The following is a 20,732-nucleotide window of genomic DNA, read 5'->3' on the forward strand; positions in this document are numbered from 1 at the left end:
CTATTACCAGACAGCCCTTCGCGCGCGTGTTGCAGGCGTGTTTGACTCACTTGTCCGCCCGAGAACGCTTTTCTTATGAGTACCACGACCCAAACCCGTCACGCCGAGGCCCCCACGATGACGCGAGGCATGGTGATGCTGTTCGCGTTCTGCTGCGGCGCTATTGTCGGCAATATCTATTACGCCCAGCCGATTATCGAGTTGATTGCGCCGGACATCGGCCTGTCCAGCACCATGGCCAGCGTGATCGTGTCGCTGACCCAGATCGGCTACGCGCTGGGGCTGTTCTTCCTGGTGCCGTTGGGCGACTTGCTGGAGAACCGACGGCTGATGATCATGACCTCGCTGTTGGCCATTATCAGCTTGCTGGGCGCAGCGTTCAGTCAACAGCCGAATGTGTTTTTGCTCGCGTCGTTGCTGGTGGGTTTCAGTTCAGTGTCGGTACAGATCCTGATTCCGCTGGCAGCGCATCTGGCACCGGAGGAATCTCGAGGCCGGGTCGTTGGCGGGATCATGGGCGGATTACTGCTGGGCATTCTGCTGGCACGGCCGCTGTCCAGCCTGATCGCCGACCACTTCGGCTGGCGCGCAGTGTTTGCCTCGGCATCGGTGCTGATGATGTTCATCAGCGTGGTACTCGCCACCACCATGCCTAAACGCCAACCTGCCCATAGCGCCTCGTACGGGCAACTGCTGTTTTCGCTGTGGACCTTGCTGCGCACGCAACCGGTATTGCGTCAACGTGCGTTCTACCAAGGGTGCATGTTCGCTGCGTTCAGCCTGTTCTGGACCGCCGTACCCGTCGAGCTGGCGCGCAACCATGGCCTGTCGCAGACGCAGATCGCCCTGTTCGCACTGGTCGGGGCCATCGGCGCGATCGCAGCGCCCATCAGTGGGCGTCTGGCCGATGCCGGGCACACCCGCGTTGCCAGCCTCGGGGCATTGGTCCTGGCGGCGTTGAGTTTCCTACCAGCGCTTATTCACCCGATTTACAGCGTGATCGGGCTGGCCGTCACCGGTGTGGTCCTGGACTTCTGCGTGCAGATGAACATGGTGTTGGGGCAGCGTGCGGTCTACGCCCTGGATGCAACCAGCCGCAGCCGTCTGAATGCGCTGTACATGACCAGTATTTTCATTGGAGGAGCCTTCGGATCGGCGATTGCCAGCGTGCTGTATGACCACGGCGGCTGGCTATGGATCGTCATTGCCGGCAGCGCCTTTCCAGTGGTTGCGCTGCTCAGCTTTCTGATAAACGCAGCGGGTGCTGCGCCGGTCGAAGCGTTTTAGATTGAAACCGAGTCGGCCCGTTCGCATCGGGACGCGTAGTTGCAAGCGTGCTACGCGTCCCGCTGCGAATGGCGGCTTATTGCGGTCTATCAGAGATGCAACGCATGCCCCAGCGCACGCAACGCCGCTTCCTGGACCGCTTCGCCGAGTGTCGGGTGGGCGTGGATGGTGCCTGCGATGTCTTCCAGACGAGCGCCCATTTCCAGGGATTGAGCAAAGGCCGTAGACAGTTCTGACACGCCGACCCCGACCGCTTGCCAGCCGACGATCAAGTGATTGTCACTGCGCGCGACCACCCGTACGAAACCGCTTTTCGATTCCAGGGTCATCGCCCGGCCATTGGCCGCGAACGGGAAGTTGGCGACTAGCACGTCCAGCCCTTCGGCCTTTGCCTCCTGAGGTGTCTTGCCGACCACCACCAGTTCTGGATCGGTGAAGCACACGGCTGCAATCGCCACCGGATTGAATTCGCGCTGTTTGCCTGCGACCAGCTCTGCGACCATTTCGCCCTGAGCCATGGCGCGGTGAGCGAGCATCGGCTCTCCCGCCAGATCGCCGATGGCCCAGACATTGCGCATGCTGGTCTGGCAACGCTCGTCGATCTTGATCGCCGCGCCGTTCATGTCCAACGCCAGGGCTTCGAGGTTCCAGCCTTGGGTGTGCGGACGACGACCGACAGCGACCAATACCTGATCAGCTTCCAGCGCAAGCGTCTCGCCTTCTGGATTACGCACCTGCAGCGTTTGCGTGGCGGGGTCGAAACCTTCGACGCTGTGTTGCAGGTACAGCTTCACACCGAGGGTTTTCAGGGTCTCGGCAATCGGCTGGGTCAGTTCCTGATCGTAAGCCGGCAAGATTCGGTCACGGGCCTCGACCACGCTGACATCGGCGCCCAACTTGCTGTAGGCGATGCCCAGTTCCAGACCAATATAACCGGCACCGACTACGATCAAACGCTTGGGGATGGCGCTGGGTGTCAGCGCTTCAGTGGACGAAATGATCGGCCCGCCGAGGGGCAGCATCGGCAGATTGACCGAGGTCGATCCGGTGGCCAGCAGCAGGTGCTCGCACTGAATACGCATGCCAGCGCCTTCAACCTCGACGGTCTTGCCATCAATGATGCGCGCCCAGCCGTGAATGACCTGGACCTTGTTTTTCTTCAGCAAGGCCGCGACGCCCGAGGTCAAGCGGTCGACGATGCCGTTCTTCCAGTTCACGCTCTGGCCGATGTCCAGTGTGGGCGGCTGGACACTGATGCCCAGCGCCGAGCCTTGGCTAAAGCGCGTGGTCTGATGGAACTGTTCAGCGACGTGGATCAGCGCCTTGGACGGTATGCAGCCGACGTTCAGGCAGGTGCCACCCAGTGTCTGGCCCTCGATCAAAATAGTCGGTATGCCCAACTGCCCGGCACGAATCGCCGCGACATAACCGCCGGGGCCGCCGCCGATGATCAGCAAGGTGGTGCTAAGAGTCTGTTGCATGATTACTCCACAAACAGGGTGGCGGGTTGTTCGAGCAAGCCGCGAATGGCCTGGATGAATTGCGCCGCGTCCATGCCATCGACCACGCGATGGTCGAAGGAGCTGGAGAGGTTCATCATTTTTCGAATCACGATCTGGCCTTTAATCACCATCGGCCGCTCGACAATGCGGTTGACGCCAACGATGGCCACTTCCGGCAGATTGAGCACCGGCGTACTGACGATGCCGCCCAGTGCGCCAAGGCTGGTCAAGGTAATGGTGGAACCGGACATCTCGTCACGACTGGCTTTGCCCGTGCGTGCAGCGCTGGCGAGTCGGGAGATTTCCTCAGCGTTGGCCCACAGGCTGCGGGCTTCGGCGTGACGGACCACGGGCACCATCAGGCCGTTATCGCTTTGGGTAGCGACCCCCACATGCACCGCGCCGTGACGGGTGATTATTTGCGCTTCATCGTCGTAGCGGGCGTTGATCTGCGGGAAGTCGCGCAGGGCCACCACCATGGCTCGCACAAGGAACGGCAACAACGTCAGTTTGCCGCGACTGGCGCCCCATTTTTCGTTGAGGTGGACACGCAGTTCTTCAAGTGCGGTGACGTCCACTTCTTCGACATAACTGAAGTGCGCCGCGCGGCGGGTGGCGTCTTGCATGCGTTGGGCAATTTTGCGTCGCAGGCCGATCACCGGGATCTGCTGTTCATCATGACGTTCGGCGTAAGCGGCCACGGGGGCAGCGCTGGTCTGATGGCTTTCTTCTATATAGGCGTCCAGGTCTTCATGCCGAATGATGCCAGCCGGACCACTGCCCTGCACGAAACGCAATTCGATACCCGCATCCAGAGCCCGCTTACGCACGGCTGGCGAGGCTAACGGACGGTCATCGGCCTGACGAGTAGACCGCGCTTCAAGCGAGCGTTTTACACCGGGGACAGGCGCGGCTTTGACCTCGACCTTGGGCTGTGCGACGGGCATTGGCACGGGCTCATGGGCGGACTCGGCCACGACAACCGGGGCGGTCTCCTTGAAGTTACCGGCGCCTTCGACTTCGATCCGAATCAGCTCACTGCCCACGGCCATGACTTCACCGGGCTGCCCACCGAGGGCAATCACCTTGCCGTGTACCGGGGACGGGATATCGACCATGGCCTTGTCGGTCATGACATCGGCCAGCACCTGGTCTTCAACGACCATATCGCCGACCTTGACGTGCCACTGAGCCAATTCAACTTCTGCAATGCCTTCACCAATGTCCGGCATTTTAATAACGTGCGTGCCCATTCAGACCTCCATGACCCGTTTCAAAGCCGCACCCACTCGGGATGGACCGGGGAAATACGCCCACTCTTGTGCGTGAGGATAAGGGGTATCCCAACCGGTGACGCGCTCGATAGGCGCTTCCAGATGGTGGAAGCAGTGTTCTTGCACCAGCGCCACCAGTTCGGCGCCAAAGCCGCAGGTGCGCGTGGCTTCGTGAACCACCACACAGCGACCGGTCTTCTTCACCGAATTGACGATGGTTTCCAGGTCCAGCGGCCAGAGGCTGCGCAGGTCGATGACTTCAGCGTCGACGCCGGTTTCTTCTGCGGCAACCTGCGACACGTACACCGTGGTGCCGTAGGTCAGTACCGTAACATCGTTGCCGGGACGGGCAATTGCCGCCACGTCCAGCGGCACTTTGTAATAACCCTCAGGCACGGCACTCGCCGGGTGTTTCGACCATGGTGTCACCGGGCGGTCGTGGTGGCCATCGAATGGGCCGTTGTACAGGCGCTTGGGTTCAAGAAAGATCACCGGGTCATCGCACTCGATGGAGGCAATCAACAGGCCCTTGGCGTCATACGGATTGGACGGCATTACCGTGCGCAAACCGCAGACCTGGGTGAACATTGCCTCAATGCTTTGGCTGTGAGTCTGACCGCCATAAATGCCGCCACCGCAGGGCATGCGCAGGGTCAATGGGGCGGTGAACTCGCCGGCCGAGCGGTAGCGCAAACGTGCGGCTTCAGAAATGATCTGATCCGACGCCGGGTAGACGTAATCGGCGAACTGAATCTCGACCACTGGCCGCAATCCGTAAGCCCCCATGCCAACCGCGACGCCGACGATCCCGCTTTCCGAGATCGGCGCGTCGAACACCCGCGAGGTGCCGTATTTGTTTTGCAGCCCTTCGGTGCAGCGAAAAACGCCGCCGAAATAGCCCACGTCCTGACCGAATACCACCACGTCATTGTCGCGTTCGAGCATCACGTCCATGGCCGAGCGCAGCGCCTGGATCATGGTCATGTTGGTGGTGGTCATGGCGGTGTCCAACTGGATGTCGTTGTTGAAATCGTTCATGTCAAATCCCCAGTTCCTGACGTTGGCGACGGAGGTGCTCGGGCATCTCTTTGTAAACATCGTCGAACATCGTTGCGGCGCTAGGTGTTTGCCCACCCGCCAGGGTGCCGTAGCGTTCAGCTTCTTTTTGCGCGGCGATGATTTCGGCTTCGAGCTCGGCGCTGGTGGCCGCGTGTTCCTCTTCGGACCATTGGCCGATGCGGATCAGGTGTTGCTTGAGGCGCACAATCGGGTCGCCCAACGGGAAGTGACTCCAGTCATCGGCAGGACGGTATTTGGATGGATCATCGGACGTCGAGTGCGGGCCGGCGCGGTAGGTCACCCACTCGATCAGGGTCGGGCCGAGGTTGCGCCGGGCACGCTCAGCGGCCCAGGCCGACGCCGCGTAGACCGCGATGAAATCGTTGCCATCCACCCGCAGCGAGGCGATCCCGCAGCCCACACCGCGACCGGCAAACGTCGTTGCTTCGCCGCCAGCAATGGCCTGGAAGGTGGAGATTGCCCATTGATTGTTGACCACGTTGAGGATCACTGGCGCACGGTAGACGTGGGCAAACGTGAGGGCGGTGTGGAAATCCGATTCGGCGGTGGCGCCATCGCCGATCCAGGCCGACGCGATTTTGGTGTCGCCCTTGATCGCCGACGCCATGCCCCAACCGACCGCTTGGACGAATTGGGTGGCCAGGTTGCCGGAGATGGTGAAAAACCCGAAGTCACGTACTGAGTACATGATCGGCAGTTGCCGTCCCTTGAGGGGATCGCGTTCGTTGGACAGCAGTTGGCAAATCAGATCCACCAGCGGCACTTCGCGGGCCATCAAGATGCTTTGCTGACGATAGGTCGGAAAGCACATGTCGGTCACGTTCAACGCCAGGGCCTGGGCGCTGCCAATGGCTTCTTCGCCAAGGCTCTGCATGTAGAACGACATTTTTTTCTGACGCTGGGCAACAACCATGCGATTGTCGAAAATCCGCGTCTTGAGCATGGCGCGCATGCCTTTACGCAGGATCTCGACGGGCACGCCTTCAGCCCATGGACCCAGTGCCTGACCTTGATCGTCGAGCACCCGAATCAGCCCTTTGGCGAGGTCGGCGGTATCGGCGGGTTCAACATCGATGGGCGGCTTGCGAACCAGACCTGCATCATTCAAACGCAGGTAGGTGAAATCGGTTTTACAGCCTGGACGGCCAGAAGGTTCAGGAACGTGCAGGCGCAGGGGTTCGTATTCGTTCATAGGCTTTCTCTACGCTCGCTTTTGTCATGTGTTTTTGTTGGGCGCTGGAGCTTGTTAAATCATTGGACGCCGATTTTCCCTTCGGAAAGTTTTGTCCTGCACAAATCATAGGCCTGAGCGTGGAGAATATTTTTCTCAAGTTCATTGCGTACGGAGCCATTTAAAGATATTTATTCTGAATAAATAGAATAAACAGGCGTATTTGTCTCATGAGAAAGCTTGATCGTACCGACATAGGGATTCTCAACAGTCTTCAGGAGAATGCCCGGATCACCAATGCCGACCTCGCACGCTCCGTCAACCTCTCCCCTACCCCGTGCTTCAATCGGGTCAAGGCGATGGAAGACCTGGGGCTCATCCGGCAACAAGTCACCCTGCTGGACGCGGATCTGTTGGGGCTGCACGTCAACGTTTTCATTCATGTCAGCCTGGAGAAACAGGTCGAGGAAGCCTTGCAGGAGTTCGAAGAGGCCATCGCCAATCGCCCTGAGGTGATGGAATGCTATTTGATGGCTGGCGACCCGGATTACTTGATCCGGGTGCTGGTACCGACCATTCAGGCACTGGAACGGTTCCTACTCGATTTCCTGACCAAAGTGCCGGGAGTGGCGAACATTCGCTCCAACTTCGCGCTCAAACAGGTGCGCTATAAAACCGCGCTGCCGTTGCCCGCGAATGGGATGAGCCTGGAGCGATAGTGAGCCAGGTACAGACGACTGCCAGCGCCTGCCCCGCTGCAAACGGGCCGCCCGTCAGCCATCGCCGTGCTACTATCGCCGCTCATTCGCAGCCGTCTGGCATCGTCGTGAAACCTCCTCTTCTCCTCTTTGTTCGCCCATGACCTCGACCTCCGACACCCACCCCGACTTGCCGACAGTGCTTGTGGTAGATGACGAGTTGCGCTCGCGAGAGTCACTGTGTCGGGTGCTGAATCAAGAGTTTGAAGTGCTACTGGCCGACTCGGCGATCGAGGCGCGTGCACTGCTCGAACAGCACCCGGTCTCGGTGATTATTTGCGACCAGCGCATGCCTGGCATGAGCGGTATCGAGTTCCTCAAGGAAGCTCGCGAACGCTGGCCAGAAACCGTGCGTATCGTTCTTTCCGGCTACACCGATTCGGAAGACATCATCAACGGCATCAACCTGGCCGGGATCTATCAGTATCTGCTCAAGCCTTGGTTACCGGAGCACTTACTGAGCACGGTGCGCAACGCGGTAGAAAGCCAGGCGCTGCAAGGTCACATGCAGCGACTTGATCTGGAGCTGCGCGCTGGCACGCCGGTGTTACGACGGCGCAACCAGGAGACCCTCTCCCGGGTTCGCGATACCTTCGACTTTTCACGCATTGTCCGCGCCGTTGGCGGACCGCTGGATGCGCTGTGTGAAATGGCCGCGCGCGTTGCCCGTTATGACCTCTCAGTGCTGCTGCTTGGCGAGTCGGGCACGGGCAAGGAACTGCTTGCTCGCGGGATTCACTATGCCAGCCCGCGAGCGGCCAACGCGTTTGTCATGGAGAACTGCGCGGCGCTGCCCGACACCTTGCTTGAGTCCGAGCTGTTCGGTCACAAGCGTGGCGCCTTCACCGGCGCCCACCAGGATCACATCGGCCTGTTCCAGCGGGCAAACGGCGGCACCCTGCTGCTCGACGAGATCGGCGATACCTCACCGGCGTTTCAGGTCAAGTTATTGCGGGTTCTGCAAGAAGGCGAGCTGCGCCCGGTCGGCGCGTCCAGCACCGTGCGAGTGGACGTGCGGGTCATCGCCTCGACCCACCGCGACCTCGAAGAAGACGTGCGCGCCGGGCGCTTTCGCAGTGACCTCTATTACCGGCTGGCAGGTGTCAGCCTGGCGCTGCCGCCCCTGCGCGAACGCAGCGCTGACGTATTACCGATTGCCCACAAGTTGCTGGACGACGCCCGTCAAGAACTCGAGCTGCCCGAATTGAACTTCGCCAAGGATGCCTTGGCCAGCCTGATCGGTTACTCCTGGCCCGGCAATATCCGCGAACTGCGCAACGAGATCTACCGCGCAGCCGCCTTGTCCGACGGCGCGCAAATCAACGCGCGGGCCTTCTCCTGGCGCGTATTGCAAGGCCAGGCCAGACTTGCCCTGTCCACCAGTACGCCAACCTCAAGCCCGACCGGCACGCTGCAGGAGCAACTCGACGCCATCGAGGCAACCCTGTTAAAAGAGTCGTTGTTGCGTCATCGCTGGAACAAGACCCACGCCGCCCGTGAGTTGGGCCTGTCTCGCGTAGGCTTGCGGCAGAAACTGCGCCGCTTCGGCTTGGAGGAGTCCTGATGAAAGACAACACGTTCAACGTGCTTTGGCTGCAATCCGGTGGTTGTGGCGGCTGCACGATGTCCCTGCTGTGCGCCGATACTCAGGACTTCGCCGGTATGTGGCGCAGTGCCGGGATCGAACTGCTCTGGCACCCGTCGCTGTCGCTGGAAACCGGCGACGAAATGCTGGACATCCTCAACGACTGCTTGCAGGGCCGCACCCGCCTCGACGCCTTGTGCGTCGAAGGCTCTATGCTCCGCGGCCCCAATGGCACCGGGCGCTTTCACATGTTGGCCGGTACGGGTCGGGCAATGATCGACTGGGTTCGGGACCTGGCCGGAGTGGCCGAGTACACCCTGGGCATCGGGACCTGCGCCGCTTATGGCGGTATCACCGCTGCCGGCAACAACCCGACTGACGCCTGCGGCTTGCAATACGATGGCCATCGCGTAGGCGGCCTGCTCGGTGCCGATTACCGTTCACGTCGCGGCCTGCCGGTGATCAACGTCGCCGGATGCCCGACTCACCCGGGCTGGGTCACCGACACCCTCATGTCACTGGCCGCCGGGCTGTTCGCCGCGTCTGATCTGGACGTTCTCGGGCGGCCGCGCTTCTACGCCGACCAGTTGGTTCATCACGGCTGCACGCGTAACGAGTTCTACGAATACAAGGCCAGCGCCGAGAAACCTTCGGACCTTGGCTGCATGATGGAAAACCTCGGCTGCAAGGGCACCCAGGCCCACGCTGATTGCAACACACGCCTGTGGAACGGCGAAGGTTCCTGCACCCGTGGCGGCTATGCCTGCATCAACTGCACAGCCCCTGGCTTCGAAGAACCGGGGCATGCGTTCAACCTCACGCCCAAGGTGGCAGGCATTCCCATCGGCCTGCCAACCGACATGCCCAAAGCCTGGTTTGTCGCCCTGTCAGCGCTGTCCAAATCGGCAACCCCCAAGCGGGTCAAACAGAACGCCACGTCCGACCATCAACTCATCGCGCCCGTTGTGCTTATCCCACGGCGTTAGGAAAGCCTTATGTCCCGTCTGGTGGTGGGTCCTTTCAATCGTGTCGAAGGTGACCTCGAAGTGCAGCTTGAGGTGGAGGATGGCCGCGTTCGTTCGGCACAGGTCAACGCCACGATGTTTCGCGGCTTCGAGCAGATACTGCTGCAGCACACGCCACTTGATGCGCTGGTCTATGCCCCACGCATCTGCGGTATTTGCTCGGTATCACAGTCGATTGCCGCCGCCCGCGCGCTGGCCTCATTGGCCGGCGTGCAACCGCCTGACAACGGCCTGCTGACGATTAATCTCATGGCCGCGACGGAAAACCTCGCTGACCATCTGAGTCATTTTTATTTGTTTTTCATGCCTGACTTCGTGCGCCCGGTGTACGCCGACCGACCGTGGTACGCCGCAGCCCAAGCGCGCTTTACCCCAGGCCAGGGCAGCCAGCAACGTCTGGCCCTGTCCGCGCGTAAACGCTTGCTGGATCTGATCGGCACCTTGGGCGGAAAGTGGCCACACACCGGCTCCATCCAGCCCGGCGGATCGACCCGGGCCATTGATGCGGCCGAACGCCTGCGCTTGCTGACACGGGTTCGCGAGTTCCGTCATTTTCTCGAAACGGAACTGTTCGCTACCCCGCTGGAGCGCATTGTCGGGCTTGGCAGCGAAAGCGAACTCTGGGCCTGGCAGACAGAAGCACCGGGCCAAGGCGATCTGCGCCAGTTCCTCGACATCGCGCTGGACAGCGGGCTGGAACATCTCGGGCCGGGGCCAGGGCTCTATCTTTCTTATGGCGCCTATCCGCAGCCCGACGGGCACATGGTGTTCCCGCAGGGCCTGTGGAACGCTGCCACGCAGCAGGTCGAACGCCTGGAGCTGGCTGATATCAGCGAGGACGCCGCCCACGCTTGGCTGGATGACAGCGGCGGCCCACTGCATCCGGCGCAAGGCCAAACCGAACCGCTGGCAGAAAAACCTGCCGCCTATACCTGGAATAAAGCCCCCCGCCTGGCGGGCGCGGTACTCGAAACCGGCGCCGTGGCCCGTCAACTAATCGCTGGCCAGCCGTTGCTGCGTGACGCCGTCGCTCGCTGCGGGGCAACCGTCTACACCCGCGTGCTGGCTCGGCTGATGGAACTGGCCCGCGTGGTGCCGCTGATGGAGCAGTGGCTGATGGCCCTGCGCCCCGGCGAACCCTACTATCGCGCCGCCGAGCTGCCTGACAACGGCAGCGCCGTGGGCCTCACTGAAGCGGCGCGCGGCGCCCTCGGCCATTGGCTTCGGGTCGAGCGCGGACACATTGTCAGCTACCAGATCATCGCACCGACCACCTGGAATTTTTCCCCGCGTGACGCCCAGGGTCGGCCTGGTGCTTTGGAGCAAGCGCTGGAGGGCGCGCCGGTGCTGCCCGGCGAGAAAACCCCGGTGGCGGTGCAGCATATCGTTCGTTCATTCGACCCGTGCATGGTTTGCACGGTGCATTGAATCTGGAGAACGACATGGCGCGCAAAACACCGCCCAGCAAACTTGACGAGGACGCCTGGCTGGAAGTGATCGGCAAGATGGACGAGGTCTATTCGCAGCTGGTGCAGGACGAAATCGCTCTGGAAGAAAAAAACGCCGAGCTGGAACAGTCGCAGCAGTTCATCGCCGGGCTGTTGTCTTCCATGTCCGACGTGCTGCTGGCCTGCGATCCGGAGGGGCGGATAGAAGAATCCAACCATGCCCTGCGCACGCTGGTGGGCCGTGACGAACAGGCGCTGCTCGGCAGCCCGATCTACGCCTTGCTGGCCGACGGTCAAAGTGGCGAGCAACTGCGCAAGACCCTGGCCGGGCTGCGCCGACCCAATACCAGCGCCAGCCTCGAACTGAGCTTCAAGGACGCCCTCGGCGCGCCCGTGCCGGTAGATATCAGCTGCACCGTGCGTAGCTTAGGCACTGGACGCTGCATGGGTCATCTGCTGGTTGGCCGCCCGTTGGGTGAACTGAAGCACGCCTACCGCCAGTTGCACGAAGCCCATGAAGCCCTCAAGCGCACCCAGCAGCAACTGCTGCATGCGGAAAAAATGGCCTCCCTGGGTCGCTTGGTGGCCGGAGTCGCCCACGAGCTGAACAACCCGATCAGCTTCGTGCTCGCCAACGCCCATGTTCTGGGGGGTTACCGGGAGCGCCTTGAGCGGTATCTGCAGGCGGTCAACGCCGACGAACCACGGGAGGTACGCGAAACCCTGCGCCGACAGTTGCGCATCGACCCACTGCTGGCCGACCTGCCGTCACTGATCGAGGGCACCCTTGAAGGCGCGCAACGGACTGCCGACATTGTCAGCGCGTTGAAACGCTTTTCGGCAGTGGATCGCGAGACGCTGGGCGAGGTGGCGCTGAACGAAGTGGTCGAGCGCGCCATCCACTGGATCACCCGCGGTATCGCACCGGACCTGCGCGTGCACTGGCATCCCGACAGTGCTCCCTGTGTACACGGCAACAGTGGACAGTTGCTGCAAGTGCTGATGAACCTGATGCAAAACGCCTACGACGCCGCCCAGGCCGCCGAGCGCGAAACAGCAGAGTTGTGGATAAGCGTCGAGCAAGAGCCCGGCTGGGTCACCCTGCGCCTGCACGATAACGGCAGCGGCATCGCCGCAGAGCATCTGTCGCAGGTGTTCGATCCCTTTTTCAGCACCAAGCCGGTCGGCAAGGGCACAGGTCTGGGATTATCGATCAGCTACAGCATTGTCGAACGCTGCGGCGGCCGCCTGATCGCGGGCAATCATCCCCAAGGGGGTGCCGAGTTCACCCTGATCATCCCCAGTCATACCGCTGGTTGAATACGGACGCGCCGACCTCCACTGCAAAGTGAGTGTCCGTTTACCCACAAACAGTGCAAGAACACTGTCCAGCGCACGCCACACGAACATGGCTGCAGCCCAGCCGAACGGGACTGGCACAGGGTTTGTATGACGTTCTCTTTGATTTCCAGCCTGCCCCCCCTTCCTTGCGGAGTACCCATGCCTGTATCCAATGCCGCCGGAACCGCCAAAAGCGCGGCGCCGTTGATCTTCAAGCGTCACGTGGTGATGATTTTCGGCGGCCTGCTCGCCGTCAATCTTATGGCCTGGCTCTGGGCCTTCATTGCCTTTCGTGACTACCCATTACTGCTCGGCACCGCGTTCCTCGCCTACAGTTTTGGTCTGCGCCATGCCGTGGATGCGGACCATATCGCTGCCATTGATAACGTCACTCGCAAGCTGATTCAGGAGGGTCAACAGACCGCCACCGTGGGCCTGTTCTTTTCCCTCGGGCACAGTACCATCGTGATCCTCGCCACCTTGGTCATCGCCCTGACCGCCTCGACGTTCAAGGCGGACATCGAGACGTTCCACGGTATCGGTGGTCTTATTGGCACCTCGGTTTCCGCCGCCTTCCTTCTGCTGGTGGCGCTGATCAACCTGATCATTCTGCGCTCGGTGTACCTCGCTTTTCGCCGGGTTCGACGCGGCGAGCGGGTCGGCGAACAAGAGATGAACACACTGCTTGCGGGCGGCGGCCTGATTGCGCGACTGGTACGCCCGCTGTTTGGCCTCATCAGCCGCAGTTGGCACCTTTACCCGCTGGGCTTTCTGTTTGGCCTGGGTTTCGACACCGCGACGGAAATCGGTCTGCTGGGTATTTCAGCGGCACAGGCTTCGCAGAGTCTGCCTATCTGGTCGATTCTGGTCTTCCCCGCGCTGTTCACCGCTGGCATGGCGCTGGTCGATACCGCCGACAGCGTGATGATGACCGGCGCCTACCACTGGGCGCTGATCAAACCTGCACGCAAGCTCTACTACAACCTGACCATCACTTCGGTCTCGGTGTTGGTGGCGCTGCTGGTGGGTGGCCTGGAAGTGTTGAACCTGATTGCCTCGCGCCTGAGTCTGGAAGGTGGCGCATGGGACGTTATCGCGTCCCTGAACGACGACTTCGGCATGATCGGCTACCTGATCATCGGGCTCTTCGTCCTAACGTGGGCCCTCTCGCTGCTGTTCTACCGCTTTAAAGGCTACGACCGGCTGGACCTGGATTACCCCGCCGCGTAAACCCGCCGCCCCCCGTCTTCGACGCCGCGCTGTCGCGCAGCAGTCTGGGTCTATGTAGGAGCGAATTTATTCGCGAAGAGGCCAGCACATCCAACATCATCGGTGCCTGACCCAACACCTTCGCGAATAAATTCGCTCCCACCGGGGTCTTGATTTGCCTTTGGTTTTTAGAGGGCCCCGCCGCGTCTTCGACGCCGCGCTGGCGCGCAGCAGACTGGGTCTATGTAGGAGCGAATTTATTCGCGAAGAGGCCAGCACATCCAACACCATCGGTGCCCGACCCAACGCCTTCGCGAATAAATTCGCTCCCACCGGGGCTTGATTTGCCTTCGGTTTTTAGAGGGCTCCACCGCGTCTTCGACGCCGCGCTGGCGCGCAGCAGACTGGGTTTATGTAGGAGCGAATTTATTCGCGAAGAGGCCAGCACATCCAACATCATCGGTGCCTGACCCAACACCTTCGCGAATAAATTCGCTCCCACCGGGGTCTTGATTTGCCTTTGGTTTTTAGAGGGCCCCGCCGCGTCTTCGACGCTGCGCTGGCGCGCAGCAGACTGGGTCTATGTAGGAGCGAATTTATTCGCGAAGAGGCCAGCACATCCAACACCATCGGTGCCCGACCCAACGCCTTCGCGAATAAATTCGCTCCCATCGGGGTCTTGATTTGCCTTCGGTTTTTGAGTGAATTGACTGCCGAATTACGGTCAGCCCCCCCGCTTTTTACCGATCAGTCCGTTACCAGTAAAGAAGACCAGTGGACGCCAAGTATCCACTTACTTGCGTTCAACGCTAAAGCACCACGCCTGAACAATATTAAAAACTACTTAAAAAACAACCAGATACATGAAAGTAACAACTGCCTGGCAAGACCGCGACGAAATGGCACAGGTCTTGTAGTTACCAGGTATTACTTTCAGTACGCGGCGTGCAACCCCACTCGAAGAATATTCCTGGGGAGGAGAAAACAGGTGGTTGAAACATTTTATGAAGTGATGCGCAGACAGGGCATCTCACGTCGGAGCTTTCTCAAGTTCTGTTCGCTCACCGCGACGTCACTGGGGCTCGGCCCTGCGTTCATGCCAAAAATCGCCTGGGCGATGGAGAACAAGCCCCGCACTCCGGTGCTCTGGCTGCATGGCCTGGAGTGCACCTGTTGTTCCGAGTCGTTCATCCGCTCCGCGCACCCGCTGGCCAAGGACGTGGTGCTGTCGATGATCTCGCTCGATTATGACGACACCTTGATGGCCGCTGCCGGGCACCAGGCCGAAGCCATCCTCGACGAGGTCATGACCAAATACAAAGGCAACTACATCCTCGCCGTTGAAGGCAACCCGCCGCTGAATCAGGACGGTATGAGCTGCATCATTGGTGGCAAGCCGTTCATTGAGCAGTTGAAGCGCGTCTCCCGCGACGCCAAGGCCATCATCTCCTGGGGCTCCTGCGCGAGCTGGGGTTGTGTACAAGCGGCCAAGCCCAACCCGACCCAGGCGGTGCCGATCCACAAGGTCATCACCGACAAACCGATTATCAAAGTGCCGGGCTGCCCGCCGATTGCCGAAGTCATGACCGGGGTGATCACCTACATGCTGACCTTCGACCGTTTGCCTGAGCTGGATCGTCAGGGCCGGCCGAAAATGTTCTACAGCCAGCGTATCCACGACAAATGCTATCGCCGCCCTAACTTCGACGCCGGTCAGTTCGTCGAGGCCTGGGACGATGACGCCGCACGCAAGGGCTATTGCCTTTACAAAGTCGGCTGCAAGGGCCCGACCACTTACAACGCCTGTTCGACCGTACGCTGGAACGGCGGCACCAGCTTCCCGATCCAGTCCGGCCACGGCTGTATTGGCTGTTCAGAGGAAGGTTTCTGGGACAAAGGCTCGTTCTACCAGCACCTGACCGATGTCAACGCTTTTGGTGTCGAGGCCAATGCCGATCAGATCGGTCTTGCCGCTGGCGTCACGGTCGGCGCAGCAGCCACCGCGCATGCCGCAGTGACTGCCCTCAAACGCGCCAGCAATGGCAAGGCGCCCACTGCGCCGCATGACGCCCCAGCGACAAGACAGGAATAACCATCGATGAGCAATTATTCGACCCAGGGTTTCGACCTGAACAGCACTGGCCGACGCATCGTCGTTGACCCTGTGACCCGCATCGAAGGCCACATGCGCGTAGAGGTCAACCTCGACGCCAACAACATCATTCGCAACGCGGTCTCCACCGGCACCATGTGGCGCGGCCTCGAAGTCATCCTCAAGGGCCGCGACCCGCGTGACGCCTGGGCGTTCGTCGAGCGCATCTGCGGCGTGTGCACCGGCTGCCACGCCCTGGCCTCGGTCCGTTCGGTCGAAGATGCGCTGGGCATCCGCATTCCGCCGAATGCTCACCTGATCCGCGAGATGATGGCCAAGACCCTGCAGATCCATGACCACGCGGTGCACTTCTATCACCTGCATGCGCTGGACTGGGTTGACGTAGTGTCGGCGCTCAAGGCCGACCCCAAGCGCACCTCCGAATTGCAGCAACAGGTCTCACCGTCCCACCCGTTGTCGTCGCCCGGCTATTTCCGCGACGTGCAGAACCGTCTGAAGAAGTTTTTCGAAAGCGGCCAGCTCGGGCCGTTCATGAATGGTTACTGGGGCAACCCTGCCTACCAGTTGCCGCCTGAAGCCAACCTGATGGCGGTCACCCATTACCTCGAAGCCCTCGACCTGCAAAAAGAATGGGTGAAGATCCACACTATTTTCGGTGGCAAGAACCCGCACCCGAACTACCTGGTGGGCGGCGTGCCCTGCGCCATCAACATCGATGGCGACCTGGCCGCAGGGGCCCCGCTGAACATGGAGCGGCTGAACTTCGTCCGCTCCCTCATCGATCAGGCGCTGACCTTCTGCCGCAACGTTTATGTACCTGACGTGCTGGCTATTGGCACCATCTACAAGCAAAAAGGCTGGCTGCATGGCGGCGGTCTGTCAGCGACCAACGTGATGGACTATGGCACTTACGCCAAGGTCAATTACGACGACAGCACCAACCAACTGCCGGGCGGCGCGATTCTCAATGGCAACTGGGACGAGATCCTTCCGGTTGATCCTCGCGATCCTGAACAAGTGCAGGAATTCGTCACCCACTCTTGGTACAACTACCCGGACAACGATAAAGGCCTGCACCCGTGGGACGGCATCACCGAGGCCAATTACGAGCTGGGGGCGAAGACCAAGGGCACCCGTACCGCCATCGAAGAAGTCGACGAAAGCGCCAAATATTCCTGGGTCAAGTCGCCTCGCTGGCGCGGGCATGCCATGGAGGTGGGGCCACTGGCGCGCTACATCCTGGGTTATGCCCATGCCCTCAAAGGCAACCCGCACTGCCAACGGGTCAAAGAGCAGCTTGAAGGTGCGTTGCAGGCGGTCAACCACGACCTGCCCAAGACCCTCGGCATGCCTGAGACGAACTACGGCGCCAAGATACTGCTGCCGAGCACCATTGGCCGCACCCTGACCCGTGCGCTGGAGGCCGAATACTGCGCGGAGATGATGGTCGACGACTGGAACGAGCTGATGACCAACATCCGCAACGGCGACCGTTCCACGGCCAACGTCGAAAAATGGGACCCTGCCACCTGGCCGTCCGAAGCCAAAGGCGTCGGCATCGTTGCCGCACCACGGGGCGCGTTGGGCCATTGGATACGCATCAAAGACGGGCGTATCGAAAACTACCAGTGTGTCGTGCCAAGCACCTGGAACGGCAGCCCGCGTGACGCCAAGGGACAGATCGGGGCTTTCGAAGCTGCATTGATGAACACCCCCGTGGCCATCCCTGATCAGCCGGTGGAGATCCTGCGCACCCTGCACTCCTTCGACCCCTGCATGGCCTGCGCCACCCACGTGATGAGCGAGGACGGCGCAGAGCTGAGCACCGTCAAGGTTAGCTGAGTAAGCAACCCTGGCATCCGGCAGGTGCGACAAGCACCTGCCCTTCCAAAGGTGAAGATATGACCCTCCAGACCGAAACCCCCATGGGCCTGCCGGAGTACGTTTACGAGGCACCGGTGCGCCTGTGGCATTGGATCAACGCCGCCTGCATTGTGGTGCTGGCGATAACCGGGTATTTGATCGGCTCCCCATTGGCCACCCAGCCAGGCGAGGCCAGCGCGCACTTCCTGATGGGCTACATCCGCTTCGCGCACTTCAGCGCAGGGTATGTGTTTGCCATTGGCCTGCTGGGCCGCGCCTATTGGGCACTGGTGGGCAACCATCATGCCCGCGAGCTGTTCTCGGTTCCGGTACTGAGCAAAGCCTACTGGACCGACTTCCTCAGTTGGTTGCGCTACTACCTGTTCATCGGGCCTACCCCGGAGCCGACATTCGGGCACAACCCGCTGTCGCGTTTCGCCATGTTTTTCGTTTTTCTGCTGAGCTCGCTGTTCATGGTGCTGACCGGATTCGCCCTGTACGGCGAAGGCTCGCAAATGGGTTCATGGCAGGAACGGATGTTCGGCTGGGTCCTGCCGCTGCTCGGGCAATCCCAACAAGTCCACACCCTGCATCACTTTGGCATGTGGGTCATCGTGGCCTTCATCCTCCTGCACGTGTACGCCGCTGTGCGCGAAGAAATCAACGGTCGACTCAGCCTGATCGGCGCGATGATCTCCGGCTACAAGACCTTCAAAAAATGAACACACCGGCAGAGTCGAAAATGAAAACATCCGAATCGCCCCGTCCGCGTATCACCGTGTTGGGCATTGGCAACCTGTTGTGGGCCGACGAAGGCTTCGGCGTACGCTGTGTCGAAGCCTTGCAACAACGCTATGAGTTCGCCGACAACGTCGCGCTGATCGATGGCGGCACCCAGGGTCTGTACCTGATCCAGCATGTTCAAGAAGCCGATTACCTGCTGATTTTCGACGCCGTAGACTACAACCTCGCCCCCGGCGAATTGAAGTTCATCACCGATGACGAAGTACCCAAGTTTCTCGGGATCAAGAAGCTCAGCCTGCACCAGACCGGTTTTCAGGAGGTGCTGATGCTCGCCCAACTGACCGCCCACTACCCTCGACGGGTACTGCTGATTGGTTGCCAGCCGGAGCAGATGATGGATTACGGCGGCAGCCTGCGGCCGAGCGTCAAGGCGGCCATGGAGGGTGCGCTGACCGAAGCGGTGCGGGTACTTGAAACCTGGGGTGCCGAGCCGCGCAAGCGCGCTTCGCCGCTGACTGGGGAGGACGCGGTGACCCTGCCGCATCTGGAATTGCAACGCTACGAAAGCGAACGCCCGTCTGCACAGACCGCCTGCCGGATCGGTGACGAACGCATCCTCGCCAGGCGCACCTGATATGTGCATCGGACTGCCTATGCAAGTGGTTGCCGTCAACCCTGGCTCCGCGGTGTGCCGTGACCGCCACGGCCAGGAACGGCTCATCGATACGGTGCTGGTCGACACCTGCACCGTCGGTGACTGGTTGCTGATATTCCTCGACGCGGCGCGCGAACGCCTCGATGCACAACGGGCGGCGGAAATCGACTCGACCCTGGCCATGCTCGAAGCCGCGTTGTACGGCACCCCGCCAGCGCCCGACAGCGTGCCCGGTTTCAGGCTGCCCTCCGCGATGAGCACCGAACAGCTCGCCACCCTGCTGGGCCAGATGCCCCCCGCTGCTGCGCCCACGCGGCCTAACCTCAAGGAACCCACATGAGTGAATCCGCCGCCTTTATGGCGCCCATTCCCGTCTCCCCCACTGTCCCGCCACTGATCACCCGGCTGGTAGAGCAGTTCGATGCCACCTGGATTGGCACTGACAACCTCGACGCCTGGCTCGCTGAAGGCGGCGACTGCCTGTTACTGCTGTGCGGTGACCCGGTGCGCCACCCTGAATCGCTGGATGTGGCGGTGGTGTTGCCCGAACTGCGCCAGGAAGTTGCCCGGCGCCATGGCTGCACCCTGCGGTTGGGCGTCGTCCATCGCGCCGAAGAAGAAGCCATCGCCGCACGCTTCGCCCTGCGCCGCTGGCCAACCCTGGTCTGGCTGCGCGACGGTGGCTACGTCACCACTATCGACGGCATGCACGACTGGGACGAATACCTGAGCCTGGCCGACAAGGCCTTGAACTTGAGCAACGCCCGCATCCCCTTGTTCGCCGAAACGCCCAGCGGCGCTACCGGCGGCTGCCAGTGAACCGAGGAGCGCCCATGGCCCCGCAACTGTACATCCCAGTGGTCGATCTCGGCCCCGGCTCCCAAGTGGAAGACGAGGTCCTCGAATACATCAGCATGCCGCAAGGTATGTACACCCACAGCGCCCCGATACTGCCCGAACCGGAAGAACTGGACACGCTGCCCGGCGCCCGTCAGGCCTTGCAGGACCTGCTGCAAATACTCCACGCCTGCAATCGCGGCGAAGTGACCCAGAGCCTTGACCTTAGCGGGCTGGAAAGCGGCGACCGTACGTTGCTCGATCAACTGCTCGGTGAGGGCGAAGTCAGCATACGCGTGGTCGTGCAGCCCCCGTTGCGCATCCAGGAATCGATCTTCGCCGGGGTCTGGCGAATATACGGTGAGGGCCACGACCATGTCGAAGTCGGTGCCGCCCCCGTACTGCTGCGCACAACCGCCCGCGCTGCGGCCCAACCCGCGGCCTTCAACCTGCCGCCACAACTGCCGCCTGGCGTGATGAACGCCCCGGCGATTCTCACTGAGGTGGAGGATCAGACCCAGCGCTGGCAACCCGGCACCCCGGCGCACGTGATCAACCTGACGCTGCTACCGCTGTCCGAGCAGGACATTGCCTTCCTCGACACTTATTTGCCGGTCGGCCCAGTGCGGGCATTGGCTCGCGGTTACGGTAACTGCCGGATCAGCAGCACCCTTGTGCACCATTGCTGGCGCGTTACCTACTTCAACTCCCAGGACGCGCAAATCCTCGACACCATCGAGATCACCGACCTGCCGGAAGTGATCTGTGCCGCGCCGGAAGACCTCAGCGATTCGCTGGAGCGCTTCGAGGATGTCATCCAATGGTTCGAAGGACAGTGAC

General features: G+C 61.1%; 18 protein-coding genes. 14 read left to right on the forward strand and 4 right to left on the reverse strand.

The window, feature by feature from the left end; genetic code table 11:
* The first annotated feature begins 75 nt into the window (after window positions 1–75).
* Window positions 76–1,287, forward strand: a complete 1,212-nt coding sequence (locus AC1ME2_RS04415; protein WP_480439558.1) for an MFS transporter — start codon at window positions 76–78, stop codon at window positions 1,285–1,287.
* An 89-nt stretch (window positions 1,288–1,376) separates the two neighbouring features.
* Here the strand turns inward: AC1ME2_RS04415 and lpdA are convergent, their stop codons facing one another.
* From lpdA to AC1ME2_RS04435, 4 genes are read right to left on the reverse strand one after another with little or no spacing between them, the layout of a single operon-like run.
* Complete coding sequence (gene lpdA, locus AC1ME2_RS04420; RefSeq protein ID WP_480439559.1) at window positions 1,377–2,768, reverse strand: dihydrolipoyl dehydrogenase; 1,392 nt, start codon at window positions 2,766–2,768, stop codon at window positions 1,377–1,379.
* A gap of 2 nt (window positions 2,769–2,770) precedes the next feature.
* Window positions 2,771–4,042, reverse strand: coding sequence for a dihydrolipoamide acetyltransferase family protein (locus AC1ME2_RS04425; protein ID WP_480439560.1), 1,272 nt, complete (start codon window positions 4,040–4,042; stop codon window positions 2,771–2,773).
* Window positions 4,043–5,101 carry an alpha-ketoacid dehydrogenase subunit beta gene (locus AC1ME2_RS04430; protein WP_480439561.1) on the reverse strand — a complete coding sequence of 353 codons (1,059 nt, stop codon included), beginning with the start codon at window positions 5,099–5,101 and terminating at the stop codon, window positions 4,043–4,045.
* Between the two features lies 1 nt (window position 5,102).
* Complete coding sequence (locus AC1ME2_RS04435; RefSeq protein WP_480439563.1) at window positions 5,103–6,335, reverse strand: thiamine pyrophosphate-dependent enzyme; 1,233 nt, start codon at window positions 6,333–6,335, stop codon at window positions 5,103–5,105.
* 209 nt (window positions 6,336–6,544) lie between these two features.
* On the opposite strand from AC1ME2_RS04435, the gene bkdR reads away from it, so the two are divergent.
* The 13 genes from bkdR to AC1ME2_RS04500 all read left to right on the forward strand — a co-directional run bounded on the left by bkdR (window position 6,545) and on the right by AC1ME2_RS04500 (window position 20,731).
* Entirely contained in the window at window positions 6,545–7,033 is a 489-nt protein-coding gene (gene bkdR / locus AC1ME2_RS04440; RefSeq protein WP_480439564.1) for a Bkd operon transcriptional regulator BkdR, read from the forward strand.
* Window positions 7,034–7,172: 139 nt separating this feature from the next.
* Window positions 7,173–8,636: a sigma-54-dependent transcriptional regulator gene (locus AC1ME2_RS04445; RefSeq protein WP_480439565.1), complete on the forward strand. Its 1,464-nt coding sequence runs from the start codon at window positions 7,173–7,175 to the stop codon at window positions 8,634–8,636.
* Window positions 8,636–9,643 carry an NADH-quinone oxidoreductase subunit B family protein gene (locus tag AC1ME2_RS04450; protein ID WP_480439566.1) on the forward strand — a complete coding sequence of 336 codons (1,008 nt, stop codon included), beginning with the start codon at window positions 8,636–8,638 and terminating at the stop codon, window positions 9,641–9,643. Before AC1ME2_RS04445 ends, AC1ME2_RS04450 begins: the two co-directional genes overlap by 1 nt.
* 9 nt (window positions 9,644–9,652) lie before the next feature.
* Window positions 9,653–11,110, forward strand: coding sequence for a nickel-dependent hydrogenase large subunit (locus tag AC1ME2_RS04455; RefSeq protein WP_480439568.1), 1,458 nt, complete (start codon window positions 9,653–9,655; stop codon window positions 11,108–11,110).
* Window positions 11,111–11,124: 14 nt separating this feature from the next.
* A complete protein-coding gene (locus AC1ME2_RS04460) occupies window positions 11,125–12,450 on the forward strand; it encodes a PAS domain-containing sensor histidine kinase (protein ID WP_480439569.1) in 1,326 nt (441 codons plus the stop codon).
* Window positions 12,451–12,630: 180 nt separating this feature from the next.
* Complete coding sequence (locus AC1ME2_RS04465) at window positions 12,631–13,701, forward strand: HoxN/HupN/NixA family nickel/cobalt transporter (protein WP_480439570.1); 1,071 nt, start codon at window positions 12,631–12,633, stop codon at window positions 13,699–13,701.
* 967 nt (window positions 13,702–14,668) lie between these two features.
* Window positions 14,669–15,772, forward strand: a complete 1,104-nt coding sequence (locus AC1ME2_RS04470) for a hydrogenase small subunit (RefSeq protein ID WP_480439571.1) — start codon at window positions 14,669–14,671, stop codon at window positions 15,770–15,772.
* Window positions 15,773–15,778: 6 nt separating this feature from the next.
* On the forward strand, window positions 15,779–17,635 hold the full coding sequence (locus AC1ME2_RS04475) for a nickel-dependent hydrogenase large subunit (protein ID WP_480439572.1): 1,857 nt from the start codon (window positions 15,779–15,781) through the stop codon (window positions 17,633–17,635).
* Window positions 17,636–17,694: 59 nt separating this feature from the next.
* Entirely contained in the window at window positions 17,695–18,378 is a 684-nt protein-coding gene (cybH, locus tag AC1ME2_RS04480; RefSeq protein ID WP_480439573.1) for a Ni/Fe-hydrogenase, b-type cytochrome subunit, read from the forward strand.
* 20 nt (window positions 18,379–18,398) lie between these two features.
* Window positions 18,399–19,034, forward strand: coding sequence for a HyaD/HybD family hydrogenase maturation endopeptidase (locus AC1ME2_RS04485; protein ID WP_480439574.1), 636 nt, complete (start codon window positions 18,399–18,401; stop codon window positions 19,032–19,034).
* Window position 19,035: 1 nt separating this feature from the next.
* Entirely contained in the window at window positions 19,036–19,395 is a 360-nt protein-coding gene (locus AC1ME2_RS04490; RefSeq protein ID WP_480439575.1) for a HypC/HybG/HupF family hydrogenase formation chaperone, read from the forward strand.
* Complete coding sequence (locus tag AC1ME2_RS04495; RefSeq protein WP_480439576.1) at window positions 19,392–19,874, forward strand: hydrogenase; 483 nt, start codon at window positions 19,392–19,394, stop codon at window positions 19,872–19,874. Before AC1ME2_RS04490 ends, AC1ME2_RS04495 begins: the two co-directional genes overlap by 4 nt.
* Window positions 19,875–19,888: 14 nt before the next feature.
* A complete protein-coding gene (locus AC1ME2_RS04500) occupies window positions 19,889–20,731 on the forward strand; it encodes a hydrogenase expression/formation protein (protein WP_480439577.1) in 843 nt (280 codons plus the stop codon).
* The last annotated feature ends 1 nt before the right edge of the window (window position 20,732 follow it).

It is taken from the genome of Pseudomonas sp. ASL9 (genome assembly GCF_056680335.1).